At 64.9% G+C, this 16,466-nt stretch carries 15 protein-coding genes and 1 tRNA gene; 10 read left to right on the top strand and 6 right to left on the bottom strand.

Annotated features, from left to right (window positions below):
* Window positions 1–29: 29 nt before the first annotated feature.
* Together HUK65_RS10765 and pth are read right to left on the bottom strand one after the other, a co-directional pair.
* Entirely contained in the window at window positions 30–1,064 is a 1,035-nt protein-coding gene (locus HUK65_RS10765) for a DUF2332 domain-containing protein (protein ID WP_179906202.1), read from the bottom strand.
* Window positions 1,061–1,780, bottom strand: a complete 720-nt coding sequence (pth, locus tag HUK65_RS10760) for an aminoacyl-tRNA hydrolase (RefSeq protein ID WP_179906200.1) — start codon at window positions 1,778–1,780, stop codon at window positions 1,061–1,063. The genes HUK65_RS10765 and pth overlap by 4 nt, the downstream gene beginning before the upstream one ends.
* 88 nt (window positions 1,781–1,868) lie before the next feature.
* On the opposite strand from pth, the gene HUK65_RS10755 reads away from it, so the two are divergent.
* Window positions 1,869–2,183 (top strand): antibiotic biosynthesis monooxygenase family protein, encoded by a 315-nt coding sequence (locus HUK65_RS10755; protein WP_179906198.1) that lies wholly within the window; start codon window positions 1,869–1,871, stop codon window positions 2,181–2,183.
* A gap of 64 nt (window positions 2,184–2,247) precedes the next feature.
* Here HUK65_RS10755 and HUK65_RS10750 read toward each other — a convergent pair whose 3' ends face one another.
* A complete protein-coding gene (locus tag HUK65_RS10750) occupies window positions 2,248–2,877 on the bottom strand; it encodes a 50S ribosomal protein L25/general stress protein Ctc (RefSeq protein ID WP_179906195.1) in 630 nt (209 codons plus the stop codon).
* A gap of 197 nt (window positions 2,878–3,074) precedes the next feature.
* Window positions 3,075–4,244 (bottom strand): alpha-hydroxy acid oxidase, encoded by a 1,170-nt coding sequence (locus HUK65_RS10745; RefSeq protein ID WP_179906193.1) that lies wholly within the window; start codon window positions 4,242–4,244, stop codon window positions 3,075–3,077.
* A gap of 147 nt (window positions 4,245–4,391) precedes the next feature.
* On the opposite strand from HUK65_RS10745, the gene HUK65_RS10740 reads away from it, so the two are divergent.
* Together HUK65_RS10740 and HUK65_RS10735 are read left to right on the top strand one after the other, a co-directional pair.
* Complete coding sequence (locus tag HUK65_RS10740; RefSeq protein ID WP_179906191.1) at window positions 4,392–5,573, top strand: lytic murein transglycosylase; 1,182 nt, start codon at window positions 4,392–4,394, stop codon at window positions 5,571–5,573.
* Between the two features lie 556 nt (window positions 5,574–6,129).
* Entirely contained in the window at window positions 6,130–6,309 is a 180-nt protein-coding gene (locus HUK65_RS10735; RefSeq protein ID WP_179906189.1) for a hypothetical protein, read from the top strand.
* A gap of 164 nt (window positions 6,310–6,473) precedes the next feature.
* On the opposite strand, the gene HUK65_RS10730 is transcribed toward HUK65_RS10735, so the two are convergent.
* Entirely contained in the window at window positions 6,474–7,304 is an 831-nt protein-coding gene (locus HUK65_RS10730; protein ID WP_179906187.1) for a prephenate dehydratase, read from the bottom strand.
* 125 nt (window positions 7,305–7,429) lie between these two features.
* On the opposite strand from HUK65_RS10730, the gene HUK65_RS10725 reads away from it, so the two are divergent.
* The 5 genes from HUK65_RS10725 (at window position 7,430) to HUK65_RS10705 (ending at window position 14,083) form a co-directional block, all read left to right on the top strand.
* Window positions 7,430–7,939, top strand: a complete 510-nt coding sequence (locus HUK65_RS10725; RefSeq protein ID WP_179906185.1) for a c-type cytochrome — start codon at window positions 7,430–7,432, stop codon at window positions 7,937–7,939.
* 215 nt (window positions 7,940–8,154) lie between these two features.
* The gene (locus tag HUK65_RS10720) at window positions 8,155–10,137 is read left to right on the top strand and encodes an extracellular solute-binding protein (protein ID WP_179906183.1); all 1,983 of its coding nucleotides are present in this window, start codon (window positions 8,155–8,157) and stop codon (window positions 10,135–10,137) included.
* A 7-nt stretch (window positions 10,138–10,144) separates the two neighbouring features.
* Window positions 10,145–11,233 carry a microcin C ABC transporter permease YejB gene (locus tag HUK65_RS10715; RefSeq protein ID WP_179906181.1) on the top strand — a complete coding sequence of 363 codons (1,089 nt, stop codon included), beginning with the start codon at window positions 10,145–10,147 and terminating at the stop codon, window positions 11,231–11,233.
* Window positions 11,234–11,369: 136 nt separating this feature from the next.
* Window positions 11,370–12,479 carry an ABC transporter permease gene (locus HUK65_RS10710; RefSeq protein WP_179906288.1) on the top strand — a complete coding sequence of 370 codons (1,110 nt, stop codon included), beginning with the start codon at window positions 11,370–11,372 and terminating at the stop codon, window positions 12,477–12,479.
* Window positions 12,476–14,083, top strand: coding sequence for an ABC transporter ATP-binding protein (locus tag HUK65_RS10705; RefSeq protein WP_179906179.1), 1,608 nt, complete (start codon window positions 12,476–12,478; stop codon window positions 14,081–14,083). Before HUK65_RS10710 ends, HUK65_RS10705 begins: the two co-directional genes overlap by 4 nt.
* Window positions 14,084–14,747: 664 nt before the next feature.
* Here HUK65_RS10705 and HUK65_RS10700 read toward each other — a convergent pair.
* Window positions 14,748–15,278 (bottom strand): CoxG family protein, encoded by a 531-nt coding sequence (locus tag HUK65_RS10700; protein ID WP_179906177.1) that lies wholly within the window; start codon window positions 15,276–15,278, stop codon window positions 14,748–14,750.
* Between the two features lie 153 nt (window positions 15,279–15,431).
* On the opposite strand from HUK65_RS10700, the gene HUK65_RS10695 reads away from it, so the two are divergent.
* Window positions 15,432–16,118, top strand: a complete 687-nt coding sequence (locus HUK65_RS10695) for a response regulator (protein WP_179906175.1) — start codon at window positions 15,432–15,434, stop codon at window positions 16,116–16,118.
* Between the two features lie 62 nt (window positions 16,119–16,180).
* A tRNA-Arg gene (locus HUK65_RS10690) sits at window positions 16,181–16,257 on the top strand.
* Window positions 16,258–16,466 lie beyond the last annotated feature (209 nt).

Below are 16,466 nucleotides of genomic sequence, written 5' to 3'. Positions count from 1 at the left end.
CGCCACAAGGGGGATACGCGGGCGGCGCGTCAGCCGGGCGCGGGGGCCTGCCAGTCCACCCAGCGGCCGTGGAAATCGGCGCGGCCCAGATCCACACGCCCGCCGGGCCAGAGGTCCAGCCATATCGCTGCCCCCGGCTGGCCCGAGTGGTCCTGCTCCATGCCCAGCCGGGCCAGTGGCCCCGCCGCGCCTGCCCGGGCCATCGCGGCCCGGGCGCGGCTATCAGTTTCGGGCGACAAATACTGCCAGACCACCGTGTGATACACCAGTTGAAGGACGCCGGGGCGCCGCAGGTCCAGCCGCTGTTCCAGCCATTCGGCCGCGTCCCCCTGTGCTATCTCGACCGGCATCTTCGCGGCCAGATCCAGCGCCGCGCGCATCCGCGCCAGCCGCGCGCCCTGATCGGCCCAGACATAGGACAGGATGCGCAGCCGGTCGCGCGCCGGGTCCAGCGGATTGAGGTCTACGCCCGCGCGCCCGGCAATGCGCGGAGCCGTGGCGGGGGGTGGCGGGCCGGTCCAGTCCGGGCGCAGGGTCAGGGCAGCATCGGCAGGGCCGAAGCGCTGCCCCTGAACTTCCAGCGCGAAAGCGTCCCAGCGCAGGTTCAACCCGGCCGAGGCGCCCAGTTCCAGTAGCTCCAGCTCCAGGCCGAATCGCGCCGTCAGCCAATGCCCGGCGGCGATCAGGACCGCCGAACGTGCCGGTTCATTGGTCTGGGGCGGGGTGTCCAGCCAATGCTGCAGATGCGCGTCATGAGTATTCAACATGCAAGCTATGGCCTGCCAGAGCTGTTCATCGCCCAGCCCCGGATTGGCATAGACGCGTGCAAGGGCCTCATCGGCGCCCGAAAGCACCAGCGCATGCAGCCCGCCCGCAAGCCGCAGCGCCACCGCATCGCCGGTGGTCAGCGGATCGCCGGGCCAGCCCAGCACCCGTGCGCCCACCGCGGTTTCGCCATCCAGCCGGTCAGCCAGCAGACGCAACAGCCGCGCGGTGAAGGGCGAGCCAAGCCGGTCGCAGGCATCGGCCTGCTGGCGCATGGCGGTGCGGTGGGCGGCGCTCATCGAAAGCGGTCCATCAGTTTTTGCAGGGCGCTGCGGGTGTCCGGTTCCGGCGTAGGGTCAGGTTTTGGCGCGGACTCAGGTTTCGGCGCGGGGGTCCCGCCCGCCTTTGCGGGGGCACGCGCATCGCCCTTCCCGCCAGAACTGCGCGGCGGCGCCACGCGCAGGGCCACTGCATTGGCAAAGCGCGCCGCATCACCCGCCGCCAGCGCCGGTGCACCGTCCGAAATTCCCCGCAGCAGATCGTCCAGCCAGTCGGCATCAGCCTTGGGGAAATCCTGCAGCACATATGTACTGACCAGCCGCTTGTCGCCCGGATGACCGATCCCCAGCCGGACGCGGGCGTAATCCTCGCCGATATGGCCGTGAAGGGATCGCAACCCGTTATGGCCCGCGTGCCCGCCGCCGCGCTTGACCCGGCATTTGCCGGGCGCCAGATCCAGTTCATCATGAAAGACCGTGACCGCGCCGGGCTCCAGCTTGTAGAAGCGCATGGCCTCGCCCACCGACTGTCCGGAGCGGTTCATGAAGGTTTCAGGCTTGAGCAGCAGAACCTTTTCACCACCCAGCCGCCCTTCGGCAAGCTGCCCCTGGAATTTGCCCCGCCATGGTGCGAAGCCATGATCCGCGGCGATCCGGTCCAGCGCCATGAAACCGATATTGTGACGGTTTGCGGCGTATTTCGGCCCCGGATTGCCCAGCCCCACGAACAGCTGCATGTCCCCTCCATCGGTTTTGGTCGACTGTGGGTTGACCCGCTTCCCTCATGCCTCAATTCTGGCCGGGAAGCCAGACAACGGAGGGCGCATGTATCTGACCATCAACCGTTTCCGGGTCAAACCCGGATGTGAAGCGCAGTTCGAGGCGATCTGGACCGGGCGCGACACGCATCTGCCGCAACTGGACGGGTTCAAGGCCTTCAACCTGTTCCGCGGGCCCAGCCATGACGATCATACCGTCTATCTGTCGCACACAATCTGGGAAAGCCGCGCGGCATTCGAAGCCTGGACCCGGTCCGAGGCGTTTCGCGCGGCCCACAAGGGCGCGGGATCGCACAAGGACATCTATCTGGGACCGCCGGAACTGGAACTGTTCGAGTCGGTTCAGCATATCACCAAATGAAAAACCGGGGCGCGCGAAGGGCCCCGGTTTCGATTTTCACGCCATGGTCTCCGAACAGGGGAGATCAGGCTTCGGTGACTTCGCCTTCGCCTTCTTCCGCATCGTCATCGGACTCGGCCGTGACGGCACGCGGGGCGACGATATTGGCGATCACGAAGTCGCGCTCGATCGTGGGCTTCACGCCCTCAGGCAGCGGCACGCTGGAGATGGTGATGGTGTCACCGATCTGCAGCCCGTCCAGATCGACGGTGATCTTTTCGGGAATATCCCCGGCGATCACGCTCAGCTCAACCTCGGGGCGGACGATGGTGAGGGTCCCGCCACGCTTCAGGCCCGAACAGCTTTCGTGGTTGATGAACTCCACGTTGATGAACAGCTTGATACGGGTTGTGCGGCGCAGGCGCATCAGGTCCACATGGGTCGGCAGACCCTTGACCACATCGCGCTGCACGGCGCGGGCAATGACGCGCACATCCTCCTGGCCATCAACCTTGAGGTTGAAGAGCGTGGACATGAAGCGCCCGGCCTTCAGCCGTGCCAGCAGATAGTTGAATTCGAAATTCAGCGGCAGCGGGTCTGCGCCGCCACCATAGACGATACCGGGTACTTTCTGCTCACGACGAGCTTGACGGGCGGCCCCCTTGCCTGTCCCCGTGCGTACCTCGGCGATCAGATCGGGGATCTCACCAGCCATTGGATACTCCATTCGGTTGTTGCAGCGGCCATCCTCCAAGGGTGCATGGCCGCGAAGCCTGCGCGATAGGGCAGTTCGCGGACAATGGCAAGGGGATTCGGCGCGCCCTTCGGCTGGCCGCGCTGGGGGGCTGTCTGCCCCCCGCCGCCCGTTCCGGGCGCCTCCCCCCGAGGATATTTTCCAAGGGTGAAGGCAGGTCAGAGGCGCATGGTGGGATCGTCGAAGCCCTGTGGAACGATGAGGTTCTGCGGCCCGAGGTTGTGGACATCGCGTTCGCCGCAGAGCGCCATGGTGGTGTCCAGTTCCTTGTGGATGATCTGCAGCGCGCGGGTCACGCCGGCCTCGCCCATGGCGCCCAGGCCATAGGTGAAGGCGCGGCCGATATAGGTGCCGTGCGCGCCCAGCGACAGGGCCTTCAGCACGTCCTGCCCGGAGCGGATGCCGCTGTCCATATGCACCTCAACCCGGTCGCCGACGGCATCGACGATCCGGGGCAGCATCCGGATGGAGGACATGGCGCCGTCTAGCTGGCGCCCGCCGTGGTTGGAGACAACAATGGCATCGACGCCAAGATCGGCGGCCTTCTGCGCGTCCTCGACATCCAGGATGCCCTTGATGATGAACTTGCCGCCCCACATGTCGCGGAATTGCCTGACGCGGTCCCAATCGAGCGTCTCGTCGAAGGCCTCGGCTGTCCAGGCGCTGAGCGAGGCCGGATCGGTCACGCCCTTGGCATGGCCCACCACATTGCCGAAAAAGCGCCGCCTGGTGCCCAGCATGCCCAGGCCCCATTGCACCTTGGTCATCATGTTGGCGATGGATTTCAGGGTCAGCTTGGGCGGGGCCGACAGGCCGTTGCGCAGGTCCTTGTGGCGCTGGCCCAGCACCTGCAGATCCAGCGTCAGCACGATGGCCGCGCAGTTGGCGGCGCGGGCGCGGTCAAACAGACGGCGCATGAACTCTTCATCCTTCAGGGTATAGACCTGGAACCAGAAGGGTTTGGAGGTATGCGCGGCCACATCCTCGATCGAGCAGATGGAGAGGGTGGAGAGGGTGAAGGGCACGCCGAATTTCTCGGCGGCGCGGGCGGCCTTGATCTCGCCATCGGCGCATTGCATGCCGGTCAGGCCCACGGGGGCCAGGGCCACGGGCATGGCCACGTCCTGCCCGATCATGGTGGAGGCGGTGGAGCGGTTCGACATGTCCACCGCCACCCGCTGGCGCAGGCGCAGATGCGCGAAATCGCTGGTGTTTTCGCGAAAGGTCTGTTCGCTCCAGGAGCCGCTTTCAGCGTAATCGAAGAACATGCGCGGGGTCCGACGTCGGTAGAGGCGGCGCAAGTCCTCGATTTCGGCAATCACGGGCATGGGTGGACCTTTCGGGGTGCGGATTGGTTCTGATTTCTTACCAATCGGACCGGATCATGGCAACGGCGGAATTGGAGCGTGGCGACAGGCGGGCTTGTCAGGATCACCGCCCGGGGTAAACTGCGTGAAACATTTGCAGGGGGCAGCATGCGAACACTGGTTCTGACCGCATTTCTGGCGGTGATGGTTTCGGCAACGGGAGCGTTGGCGCAATCCGGCTGCGGCGGCAATTTTTCAAGCTTTGTTGACGGGCTGCGGGCCGAGGCCGTGCAGCGCGGTGTGCCGCGGAGCACGGTGGATACGTTTTTCCGCAACGTGCGCCAGGATGAGGCCGTGATCCGTGCCGACCGGCGGCAGGGGATTTTTCAGCGCCCGTTCCTCGAATTTTCGCGCGCGCTGATCTCGCAGAACCGGATGGACAGCGGGCGGCGCAATCTGGATCGCTACCGTTCCCTGTTCGACGTGGCACGCCAGCATTACGGGGTTTCGCCGGGGATTCTCCTGGCCTTCTGGGCGTTCGAGACCGATTTCGGCGCGGTGCAGGGTGATTTCAACACGGTCAACGCACTGGTCACGCTGGCCCATGACTGCCGCCGCCCTGAGTTGTTCCGCCCACAGGTCTTTGCCGCGCTGGAACTTCATGCGCGCGGCGCGCTTGACCCGGCCAGTCAGCGCGGGGCCTGGGCGGGTGAGATCGGGATGGTGCAGAAGCTGCCTTCGGATATTCTGAATTACGGGGTGGATGCCGATGGCTCGGGATCGGTGGATCTGGCGCGATCGGTCCCTGATGCGATCCTGTCCGCAGCCAACATGCTGCGCGCCAAGGGCTGGCGCGCAGGTGAGCCCTGGATGCACGAGGTGGTGATTCCCCAGGGGCTGGACCTGACCCGCACCGGGCTGCGCACGGAACTGAGCGTGTCGGACTGGCAGCGGATGGGGGTCAGCGCGCGCCACGGCAGCCTGCCTTCGGGGAACATGCGGGCTTCGGTGATTCTGCCGCAGGGGCATCGCGGCCCGGCCTTCATGGTGTTCCACAATTTCCGCACGCTCTTCGAATGGAACCAGAGCTTCATCTACATCACCACCGTTGCCTATTTCGCCACCCGGCTGGAAGGGGCGCCGGTCTATGCCGCCGGAAACCCGGAACCCGGGCTGAACCAGGACCAGATGCGCGATTTGCAGCGCCGGTTGCAGGGGCGCGGGTTCAATGTGGGTGGTGTGGATGGCATTCTGGGCGCCAACACCCGTGCTGCGGTTCAGGATGTCCAGGCGCAGCTTGGCCTCCCGGCCGATGGCTGGCCCACGCCCGAGTTGCTGCGGCGCCTCTGAGGCAATGATCGCATTCGCTTCAATTGCCGTGCAAACGGGCTTTGCATTCTGCGGCTGCGCCGGGCATCCTGCAAGCGTCCGGACAGGATGTCTGGGCTTCTTCCGTCATGGGGACGCTTGTTGGGAAGCGTGTGGGTGAGGAGGGGGTCCGGCTTGTCGGGCCCCCTCGACGCATTGCGCACACAGCCGCGCCAACGGCGTCACTGGTCCATGCGGCGTCGGCAGCCTCGCATCATGTCTTGCGCGCGCCTCCAGTGATTCTCTGACATTTCATGGCTGCGCCCCCTGCTTTCGGGCGGAACCGCAGACTCGCGAATGCCGCCCCGCCAGGACGTCGTTCTTGCATATGGGCAATACCGATCCGCGCAAGTGGTCTGCCGCGCCTTGACTACCGGATCTTCGAAAGAACGCGCGCAGCTCTGCCTGAAGACCTGCGGCACACCCTGTAGTTGAATTCCCCTCGAAATTGCCCGCACCGTGCCACATTCTGGACACGCGCAGAAGTGAACGTGGCGTTAACCGTAATCATGCCTGAGGCAGAACACAGGAGACGACCATGATGGATAGGCAGAACTTCCTGGAGCAACTGGGCGCCAAGATCACCTTCAAGCGGCCCCGCAACGCAGAGACCGAAGGCGCGGAGTTGGAGTTCATCGGTTCAGACCGGCTCCGGCGTCGGATCGATGACCTGTGCCTTGGCGCACGCCAGCCTGCGCGCAGCGTCTTTCGGCATTGATGCGGCCCGCGCTCAGGGCGCTTCCGGGCGGGGCGTCACGAGCGGCATGCCATGACCGGACGGGCACCCCGTAGCGCGTTCGGCACATCTGGCGGAAACACAGGCGCATCGCCCCGGATGCAGCGCCTGTGTGTGCTTCGCCTCAGGCCCGCACCAGCGCAATGTCAGCGCATCGGGTCGGCCGGATAGGTCCCCAGGATCTTGAGCATCGATGTGAAATAGCCCAGTTCCTCCATGGCAAGCTGGACATTGGCATCCTCGGGGTGGCCCTCGATCTCGGCAAAGAACTGGGTGGCGGTGAACGAGCCGCCGACCATATAGCTTTCCAGCTTGGTCATGTTGACCCCGTTAGTGGCAAACCCGCCCATGGCCTTGTAGAGCGCGGCGGGAATGTTTCGCACCCGGAAAACGAATGCGGTGACCATGCCGTGTTCGCCGCGCCGTGTCATGTCCGGCGTGGGGGACATGATCAGGAAGCGGGTGGTGTTGGTGGATTGGTCCTCGATATGGCGGGCCAGAACATCCAGCCCGTAGATCTCGGCCGCCAGTTCTGACGCCAAGGCAGCCTGCGCGGGATCCCCGATTTCGGCGATGCGCCGGGCCGACCCCGCGGTATCGGCCCCGGTGACACGGCGGATATTGTGGCGGCGCAGGAAATCGCGGCACTGGCCCAGCAGCATTGTGTGGCTCATGGCCGATTTCACATCCTCAAGCTGCGTGCCCGGCAGCGCCAGCAGGTTGATATGCACGCGCACAAAGGCCTCGCCCACGATATGCAGGCCCGAGCCCGGCAGAAGATGATGAATATCGGCCACGCGGCCAAAGGTGGAATTCTCCACCGGCAGCATGGCCAGCTGCACCTTGCCCTCGCGGGTCATCTCGATGGCGTCCTCGAAAGTGCGGCAGGGGACGGCTTCCATTTCGGGGTGGGCCAGGCGGCACGCCTCGTGCGAATAGGCGCCGGGCTCCCCCTGAAAGACGATGCGCTGGGTCATGAACATGGGCTCCGATGCTGGAAAATCGGCAAGTTGGGCATTTCGTCGCGCTAACTATCGCTTGAATCTGCCAAGGGGAAGCGGATAGATAACGCCGAACCGGGCGGACAGCGAGGGACTGGGACATGTTCGACACGATGGTCATCACCAAGGCCGTTGCTTCATTCTGTGGCGCGTTGCTGATTTTCATGCTGGCCAAATGGGCCGCTGACGAGTTGTACAAGCCCCGCAACCACGCCGCGGCACCGGCATTCGTGATCGACACCGGCGAAGACGACCTGGACGCCGAGCCCGAGGAAGAGCTGAGCTTCGAGGAGCTGTTCGCGGCTGCCGACCCTGCCGCCGGGTCGCGCCTGTGGAGCCAGTGCCGCGCCTGTCACGCCCTGGAAGCGGGCCGCAATGGCGTTGGTCCGTATCTGCACGGCGTGGTCAACCGTGAGATTGGCGCCGTGGACGGCTTCAACTATTCCGGCGCGCTGGATCAGGCTGGCGATGTCTGGACGCCCGAGATCCTCTCGGCCTTTCTGGAGGCGCCCACCAGCGTCGCGCCCGGCACCTCCATGAACTACCGCGGCATGGCCAGCGCCGCGGACCGGGCGAACCTGATCGCCTATATGGAAGCCGAAAGCCAGTAATCCGGCGGGCCGGTCGCTGCGCGCGGCGCGGTGGCAGCCAGACAAGGCCTGAACGGGATTCGGGGCCGCCTGTGCAAGGGCTGGCCCCTTTTCCATGCACACGTGCGGATCAAAATAGCTTGTGCGCCCGGGGAATTCATACCCCAACCATCGACAGCGCCGCAAATAGGCTAAATACTGCCGCCACAGCACAGTACCTTAGGGGAGGTTTGCGCATGAACAGCCGTCAGCCAGTGGCAAGGGTCAGAACGTTTCCGGCAGCCGGGATAGACGGGACGCGACGCCAACTGACCCTTGGTGCTGCGGTTCTTGCACTGGCCGCGCTGACAGCAACGGGGCTCTGGGCGACATCTGACAGCGCCCCCGAGATGGCCGAGCCGGACCAGGACGGCATCATCACCGCGCATGGCTATTCCTTCTATGGCGATCTGACCTATGACGCCGATTTCCCGCATTTCTCCTATGTGAACCCCGATGCGCCCAAGGGCGGCGAAATCCGCATGTCCGCGCAGGGCACGTTTGATTCGATGAACCCTTACACGCGGCAGGGCCGGGCCGGTGCCTATTCCTGGGCGCTTTATGAAAGCCTGCTGGTGTCCAGCGAATCCTTCGGCTCCGGCTCTGTCCCGGCCGATGCGCTGGGGGAATCCTATGGGTTGCTCGCGCATACGGTCGAATACCCGGAAACCAAGGATTGGGCGATTTTCCACATGCGCCCCGAGGCGCGGTTCTCGGACGGCACGCCGGTCACGGCGCATGACGTGGTGTTCAGCCACAACCTGTTTCTGGAACAGGGGCTGCCCTCGTACTCCATGGGGGTCGGCGCCCGCGTGCTGGATGCCGAGGCGCTGGACGATCACACGGTGAAATTCACCTTCGCGCCCGATATCTCGCGCCGGTCGCTGATCGATCAGGTGGGAGCGACGCCGGTGTTTTCGCAGGCGTGGTTCGATGAAACCGGCGCGCGGCTGGACGAATCGCGGCTGGAGACCTCGCCCGGTTCGGGCCCGTATGTCCTGGAAAGCTATGAGATCAACCGCTCGATCATCTATCGCCGCAACCCCGATTACTGGGGCGCCGATCTGCCGGTAAATGTGGGGCGGCACAATTTCGATGTCATCCGCGTGGAATATTTCGCCGATGGCGCCGCCGCGTTCCAGAACTTCCAGACGGCGGAATACACGTTCCGGCAGGAAAACAACTCGCGCCAATGGGCCACGGGCTATGACTTCCCCGCCGCCCAGCGCGGCCATGTGGTGCAAAAGGAAATCCCCGTGGGAACGCCCCCCACACCCAATGGCATTGTCTTCAACCTGGAACGCGAGATGTTCGCCGACCGTCGCGTACGTGAGGCGATTTCGCTGGCTTACAACTTCGAATGGACCAACGAGACGCTGCAATATGGCCTGTTCGAACAGCGTCATTCGTTCAGCGAAGGGCTCCACCAGGCCGATGGCCCGCCCACCGATGCTGAACGTGCGCTGCTTGAAAGCCTTGGCGATCTGGTCCCCGAGGAGCTGTTCACCGAACCGGCGGTCATGGCCCATAGTTCCAGCCCGGACCGCCTGAATGACCGGCGCAACATGCGCCGCGCCATGGCCCTGCTCGATGAAGCCGGGTGGGAGGTTGGCGGTGACGGTATCCGCCGCAACGCCGATGGGCGGACAATGCGGATAACCATCCCGATCAATGCCTCCGGTTCGGCCACCATGGAATCGATTGTCGAAACCTTTACCCAGAACCTGCAGGCCATGGGGATCGATGCGCGGTTCCAGCGGATCGATGCGGCGCAATACACCCAGCGACGCCGGAACAAGGATTACGACATGATCATGGACGGCTATGTCGCCCTGGTGGATGCGGGCACCGGCCTGCACCAGCGGTTCGGGTCCGAGGCCGCCGATGACGTGTTCAACCCCGCCACGCTGCGCAGCCCGCTGGTGGATGCCGTGATCGACGAGGCGCTGATGGCCCCCACGCCCGAGGATCGCGACGTGGCGCTGATGGTGCTGGACCGCGTGCTGCGCTGGGAACGCTTCATGATCCACACCTGGTATTCGCCGGTGGCCTGGGTCGCGCATTGGGACATGTTCGACCACCCCGAGGACTTCCCCCCCTTCGCCATCGGCGAGCTGGATTTCTGGTGGTTCGATCAGGAGCGTTTCGACGCCCTGCGCGCCGCCGGTGCCATAAGGTAAGCGCGACATGCTTCCCTATATCCTGCGGCGGCTGGCGCTGATCATTCCCACCCTGTTCGGGATCATGGTGATCAACTTCGCGCTGGTGCAATTTGTCCCCGGGGGCCCCATCGAACAGATCATCGCCCAGATGGAGGGCGAAGGCGATGTGTTCGAGCGGTTCTCGGGCGCGGGGGCGGATGTCGGCAGAAGCGAGCGCAGCGATGACAGCTATCGCGGCGCGCGTGGCCTGCCGCCTGAATTCATCGCCCAGCTGGAGCGCGAATTCGGGTTCGACAAGCCGCCGGTGGAACGCTTCTTCGGGATGATGTGGAACTACATGCGGCTGGACTTCGGCACCAGCTACTTCCGCTCCATCGGGGTGATGGAACTGGTGCTGGAAAAGATGCCGGTGTCGATCACGCTGGGGCTCTGGTCCACGCTGATCGCCTATCTGGTATCGATCCCGCTGGGCATCGCCAAGGCGGTGCGGGACGGGTCGCGGTTTGACACATGGACCTCGGGCGCGATCATCGTGGGCTATGCCATTCCGGGGTTTCTGTTCGCCATCCTGCTGCTGGTGCTGTTTGCGGGCGGATCTTACTGGCAGATATTCCCCTCGCGCGGGCTGACCTCCAGCCAGGAGGTCTGGGACCAGCTCTCGCCCCTGGGCAAGGTGCTGGATTACCTGTGGCACATCACCCTGCCGGTGCTGGCCTCGACCATCTCGGCCTTTGCCACGCTGACGCTGCTGACCAAGAACAGCTTTCTGGATGAAATCCGCAAGCATTATGTGATGACCGCCCGCGCCAAGGGCCTGACCGAGAAGCGCGTGCTTTATGGCCATGTGTTCCGCAATGCCATGCTGATCGTCATTGCCGGGTTTCCAGCGGTGTTCGTGGGGGTGTTCTTCGGCGGCTCGCTGATCATCGAAACGATCTTCTCGCTCGATGGGTTGGGTAGACTGGGTTTCGAGGCTGCGGTGGCGCGCGACTATCCGGTGATGTTCGGCACGCTCTTTGTCTTCGGGCTGATCGGGCTGGTGGTTGGGCTGATCTCGGATCTGATGTATGTCTGGATCGATCCGCGCATCGATTTCGAAACGCGGGAGACCTGAGATGGATCAGCGCGTTTCGCAGCACCCCGCACCTCGCGCAGAACCGACCCCGGGCGCCATGCCGCCACCGCCCGCCGATGGCGGCGCGGTCGAGGCGCCCGCATCCGCCCTGCCCCAGCCGAAACGGCGCTTCGGCATCCGACTGTCGCCGCTCAATCAGCGGCGGTGGCGGAACTTCTGCGCCAATCGGCGGGCCTTCTGGTCGTTGATCATCTTTGGCGTGCTTTACGGCCTGTCGCTCTTTGCCGAATTCATCGCCAATGACCGGCCGCTGATGGTCCAGTATCGCGGCGCCATATACACGCCAATCTTCAACTTCTATGCCGAAACAACCTTTGGCGGTGATTTCCGCACCGAAGCCCAGTACCGCGACCCCGAGGTGCAATGCCTCATCCGCACCGGGGGCGCGGAACTGTGCCTTGATGATCCCCGCCGCGCCATGGAGGAAGCCGAAACCACCGGTCTTGTCGATGGCGCGGAAGTGGTGCGGGGCCGGATCATCTGGCCGCTGATCCCCTACAGCTACAACACGGTGAACGAGATCGGCGGCTCTGCCCCCTCCGCCCCGGACAGTCGGCACTGGCTGGGCACCGATGACACCGCCCGCGATGTGACCGCGCGGATCATCTACGGCTTCCGGCTGTCGGTGTCCTTCGCGCTGGTGGTGACGCTGCTGACCTCGGTCATCGGGATCGCGGCGGGGGCGGTCCAGGGGTTCTTCGGCGGGTTGATCGACCTGTTTTTCCAGCGGGTGATCGAGCTGTGGAATTCAACCCCGTCGCTTTACATCATCATCATCGTGTCATCGATGTTCATCATGAACTTCTGGTTATTGGTGTTCCTGATGACCCTGTTCGGCTGGACCGGGCTGGTGGGCGTGGTGCGCGCCGAATTCCTGCGCGCGCGCAATTTCGAATATGTCCGCGCCGCCCGCGCGCTAGGGGTGTCCAACACCGTCATCATGTTCCGCCATGTGCTGCCCAACGCCATGGTGGCCACGCTGACCTTCCTGCCCTTCATCGTCACCGGCGTGATCGGCGGGCTGGCGGCGCTGGATTTCCTGGGCTTTGGGCTGCCCTCCTCGGCGCCCTCGCTGGGTGAGTTGACGCTGCAGGCGCGCAACAACCTGCAGGCGCCCTGGCTGGGCTTTTCGGCCTTCTTCACCTTCGCCATCATGCTCTCGCTTCTGGTGTTCATCTTCGAGGGTGTGCGCGATGCCTTTGACCCGCGAAAGACCTTCAGATGAGTGAAACCGTCCTTGATGTCCGCGGCCTGAACGTGACTTTCCAGCAGGAAGGCCGCGCCGTCCGGGCCGTGCGCGATGTGTCATTTTCCGTCGGGCGCGGTGAGACCGTGGCCCTGGTGGGCGAATCCGGGTCCGGCAAATCGGTCAGCGCGCTGGCCTCAGTCGGCCTGTTGCCGGATGCGGCGGAGGTTGAAGGATCCGTGCGCTATCAGGGGCAGGAGATGGTGGGCGCCCCCCAACGCCGGCTGCGCCAGATCCGCGGCAATGACATCAGCTTCATCTTCCAGGAGCCGATGACCAGCCTCAACCCGCTGCACACCATCGAAAAGCAACTGGGCGAGAGCCTGGCGCTGCACCAAGGGCTGACCGGGGCGGCGGCGCGGAAGCGGATCCTGGAGCTCCTGGACAAGGTCGGCATCCGCGATGCCGAATCGCGGCTGGGCGCCTATCCGCACCAGCTTTCGGGCGGGCAGCGTCAGCGGGTGATGATCGCCATGGCGCTGGCCAACGGGCCGGAACTGCTGGTGGCGGACGAACCCACCACGGCGCTGGATGTCACCATCCAGGCCCAGATCCTGGAGCTTCTGGTCGATCTGAAACGCGCCGAGGGCATGAGCCTGCTGTTCATCACCCATGATCTGAACATCGTGCGCAAATTCGCCGACCGGGTCTGCGTGATGCAACACGGCGAGATCGTGGAACAAGGCCCCACGGCCGAGGTCTTCGACAGCCCCCAACACCCCTATACCCGCAAGCTGCTGGCCGCCGAGGCCGCCGGCGCCCCCGGCCCCGTCCCCCCCGGCGCGCCCGAGGTTCTGAGCACCGAGGCGCTGCGCGTCTGGTTCCCCATCCAGCGCGGCTTTCTGCGCCGCACGGTGGGGCATGTGAAGGCGGTGAATGCGGCCACCTTGTCCCTGCGCGCGGGCGAAACGCTGGGCGTGGTGGGCGAGTCGGGGTCGGGCAAGACCACGCTGGCGCTGGCGATCCTGCGGCTGGTGTCCTCGGACGGGCCGATCGTGTTTCAGGGGAGCGATATCCAGGGCCGCACCTCGCGCCAGTTGCGGGCCTTGCGCAAGGATCTGCAGATCGTGTTCCAGGATCCGTTCGGCAGCCTCAGCCCGCGCATGACGGTTGAAGAAATCATCGCCGAGGGGTTGGGCGTGCATGGCGTCCCAAAGGGGCAGACCGCCCGCGAACTGGTGGCGCAGATCATGACTGAGGTTGGCCTCGACCCCGCCACCATGGCGCGCTACCCGCATGAATTCTCGGGCGGGCAGCGCCAGCGCATCGCCATTGCCCGCGCCATGATCCTGCGCCCGAAGCTGGTGGTTCTGGATGAGCCGACCTCGGCACTGGACATGACCGTGCAGGTGCAGATCGTCGAATTGCTGCGTGATCTGCAGCGCCGCCATGGGCTGGCCTATCTGTTCATCAGCCATGACCTGCGGGTGGTCCGCGCCCTGTCGCACAAGATCATCGTCATGCAACAAGGCGATGTGGTCGAGGCTGGTTCGGCAGAACAGGTCTTCGACGCCCCGCGTTCGGCCTATACGCGCCAGTTGATGGCCGCAGCCTTCGATATCTCGACCCGCGGCGCCGCCTGACCCGCCCCCTCCCTCGCGCGCCGATGGCAGGGGGGCTCCCACCCGTCTTTGTCCCTGGCGAGGTTCATCCCGTTGGGCCCGGCCCGCGCGCACAGCGCGCGGGCCGGGCCCAACGCTTGGCGGCGTCGCAGGGAACCTGCGGCGCTGGCAAGAGGCGGGAGCGCCACCGTTCGGGATCAGGCCGCGCGGACTGGAAGCGTGCTCGTCCATTCACCACTTCCACCCTTTTCCCCGGCGGTTGCACGCGGCCCTCCTGAGGCAGGTTCGCGGTCATCGGTGGCATGGGTCCGGCGGGCGCACGCTGGGTGAGGCATGCCTTGGGTCTCGATCAGTCGGTCCACCATGGCGCTGGCCCGGTCCTGGGTCACGCGCAGGTTCCAGTCACACCCGCCGATATGATCGGTTTGGCCGCCCCCAGCAGCGTCGGGTCCGGATTGTCCTGCATCAGGGTCGCTACGTTCTGCCGGTCGATGGCGAAATGGCGGCCGCATATGGGCGCCGGTCGCCTGCAAAACCTGAGCCTCTGCGTGGCCGATCTGCGGCCCTTCGGGCAACGCGATCTCGGCGCAATCCACGTATTCGGCGCGGGTTACCTCCCCGTCGGCGGGCGGTGGCTACGGGGCTGGCGCAGCGGCGGTCCAGAAGGTTGCACGGCGGCCCGCGGTCAGCGACTGACCAAACGCTTCATCCAGCCTTTGGGCTTGGCCTCCTGGTCGCCGCCGGCGTCGTCACCCTGCCCGGTGGCATCCCCGTCCGGGCCTTCGATTTCGGCCTGGAAACGCTCGAAAAACTGGTCGGCCAGCTTGCGCGCAAACCCGTCGATGATGCGGCTGCCCAACTGGGCAAGCTTCCCGCCGACCTTGGCCTCGACATCATAGCGCAGCAGCGTGCCGGTTTCGGATGGTGTCAGGGTGATCCGCGCGGCACCCTTGGCGAAGCCTGCGGCGCCGCCCTTGCCTTCGCCGCTCAGCGTGGCCGCCTCGCCCTCGACGAAATCCGAGAGCGTGATCTCACCCTTGAAGCGGGCTTTCACGGGCCCGACCTTCTGCAGGACTGTCGCGGTAAAGCCCTCCTCGACGGACCCAGTCAGTTCCTCACACCCGGGGACACAGGCGCGCAGGACCTCCGGGTCGAACAGCGCAGCCCAGACCTCGGCCGGTGGTGCCGCGATCTCTCGCGTTTCGCTCATCTGCATGGCGCCCTCCCTCACTCTTCTCATGCCAGCATAGGGTCAGGGCGCGTGCGGCGAAAGGCGCGCTTTCGTCGGTGATACCTTGGTCGCATTGGTCGCGGCCGGATATTCTCTGAACCGGGCAAGGCTGATAAGCTGTTTGCAGTGAGGTGACGGATGCAGCAAGACATCATCGAAACCGATACGCGCCACCTGCACAGGGCGCTGATCGTGGATGACCATCCGCTTTTCTGCGATGCGCTGGCGCTGACATTGCGCGCCGTGGCCGGGGTGCGCGTGGTGGAAACCGCTGGATCGCTGGGCGCGGCGCTGGACCGGTTGAAGCGTGACCCGCATGCAGATGTGGTGGTGCTGGACCTGGACCTGCCGGATGTGGATGGGCTGGACGGGCTGCTGCGCCTGCGTGCCGCCCTGCCTGGTATCCCCGTGCTGGTGGTGTCTTCGATGAGCGGCGACCATCTGGTTTCGGCAGCGCTGTCGGCAGGGGCCGCCGGCTTCGTGCCCAAGCATTCAGGGCGCGAGGCCTTCCGCACCGCCTTTGATGCCCTGCGCGCAGGCCGCATCTATGCCCCCGACGGCTATGACCCGGTTCAGGCCGCATCCGACCCGGCCAGCGATGTCGTGGGACGGCTGGCGCAACTGACCCGGCAACAGACGCGGATCCTGGATCTCATCTGCCATGGGATGTTGAACAAGCAGATCGCGCATGAACTGTCGATCGCCGAAACCACGGTCAAGGCCCATGTCACGGCCATCATGCGCAAGCTTGGGGTGCAAAGCCGCACGCAGGCGGTGCTGATCGCCCAGCAGGTAAGGTTCTCGGCCATTGACCCTCAGGGGTGAACGCACCGGCAGGTAACTTCGTGATTGCGCGCGCAGGAGACATTGCGTATACGGGCGCGCACGCACCCATAGCTCAGCTGGATAGAGCGCTGCCCTCCGAAGGCAGAGGTCTCAGGTTCGAATCCTGATGGGTGCGCCATGAAATCAAAGACTTAGAGAGAAACTGCGAGACGGCAGCGGAATCTAGCTAGCACATAGAGCGTGTCGCTGCTGATCAGATTCGGGATTCCCATGCGGCTCGTCCTGTGATTCCATGTCTTTGAGGCAGATATGGGGGGAATGTCCCGGTCGATGTTGAACTTTTTGGGATGAAGGGTGGCGTTGCTCTCCCTGAGCCGTAGGCTCGGG

Source organism: Rhabdonatronobacter sediminivivens (assembly GCF_013415485.1).
Lineage (GTDB): Bacteria > Pseudomonadota > Alphaproteobacteria > Rhodobacterales > Rhodobacteraceae > Rhabdonatronobacter > Rhabdonatronobacter sediminivivens.
Note: the sequence above shows the minus strand (reverse complement) of the source record. Positions and strands in the feature narration are given on the sequence as shown.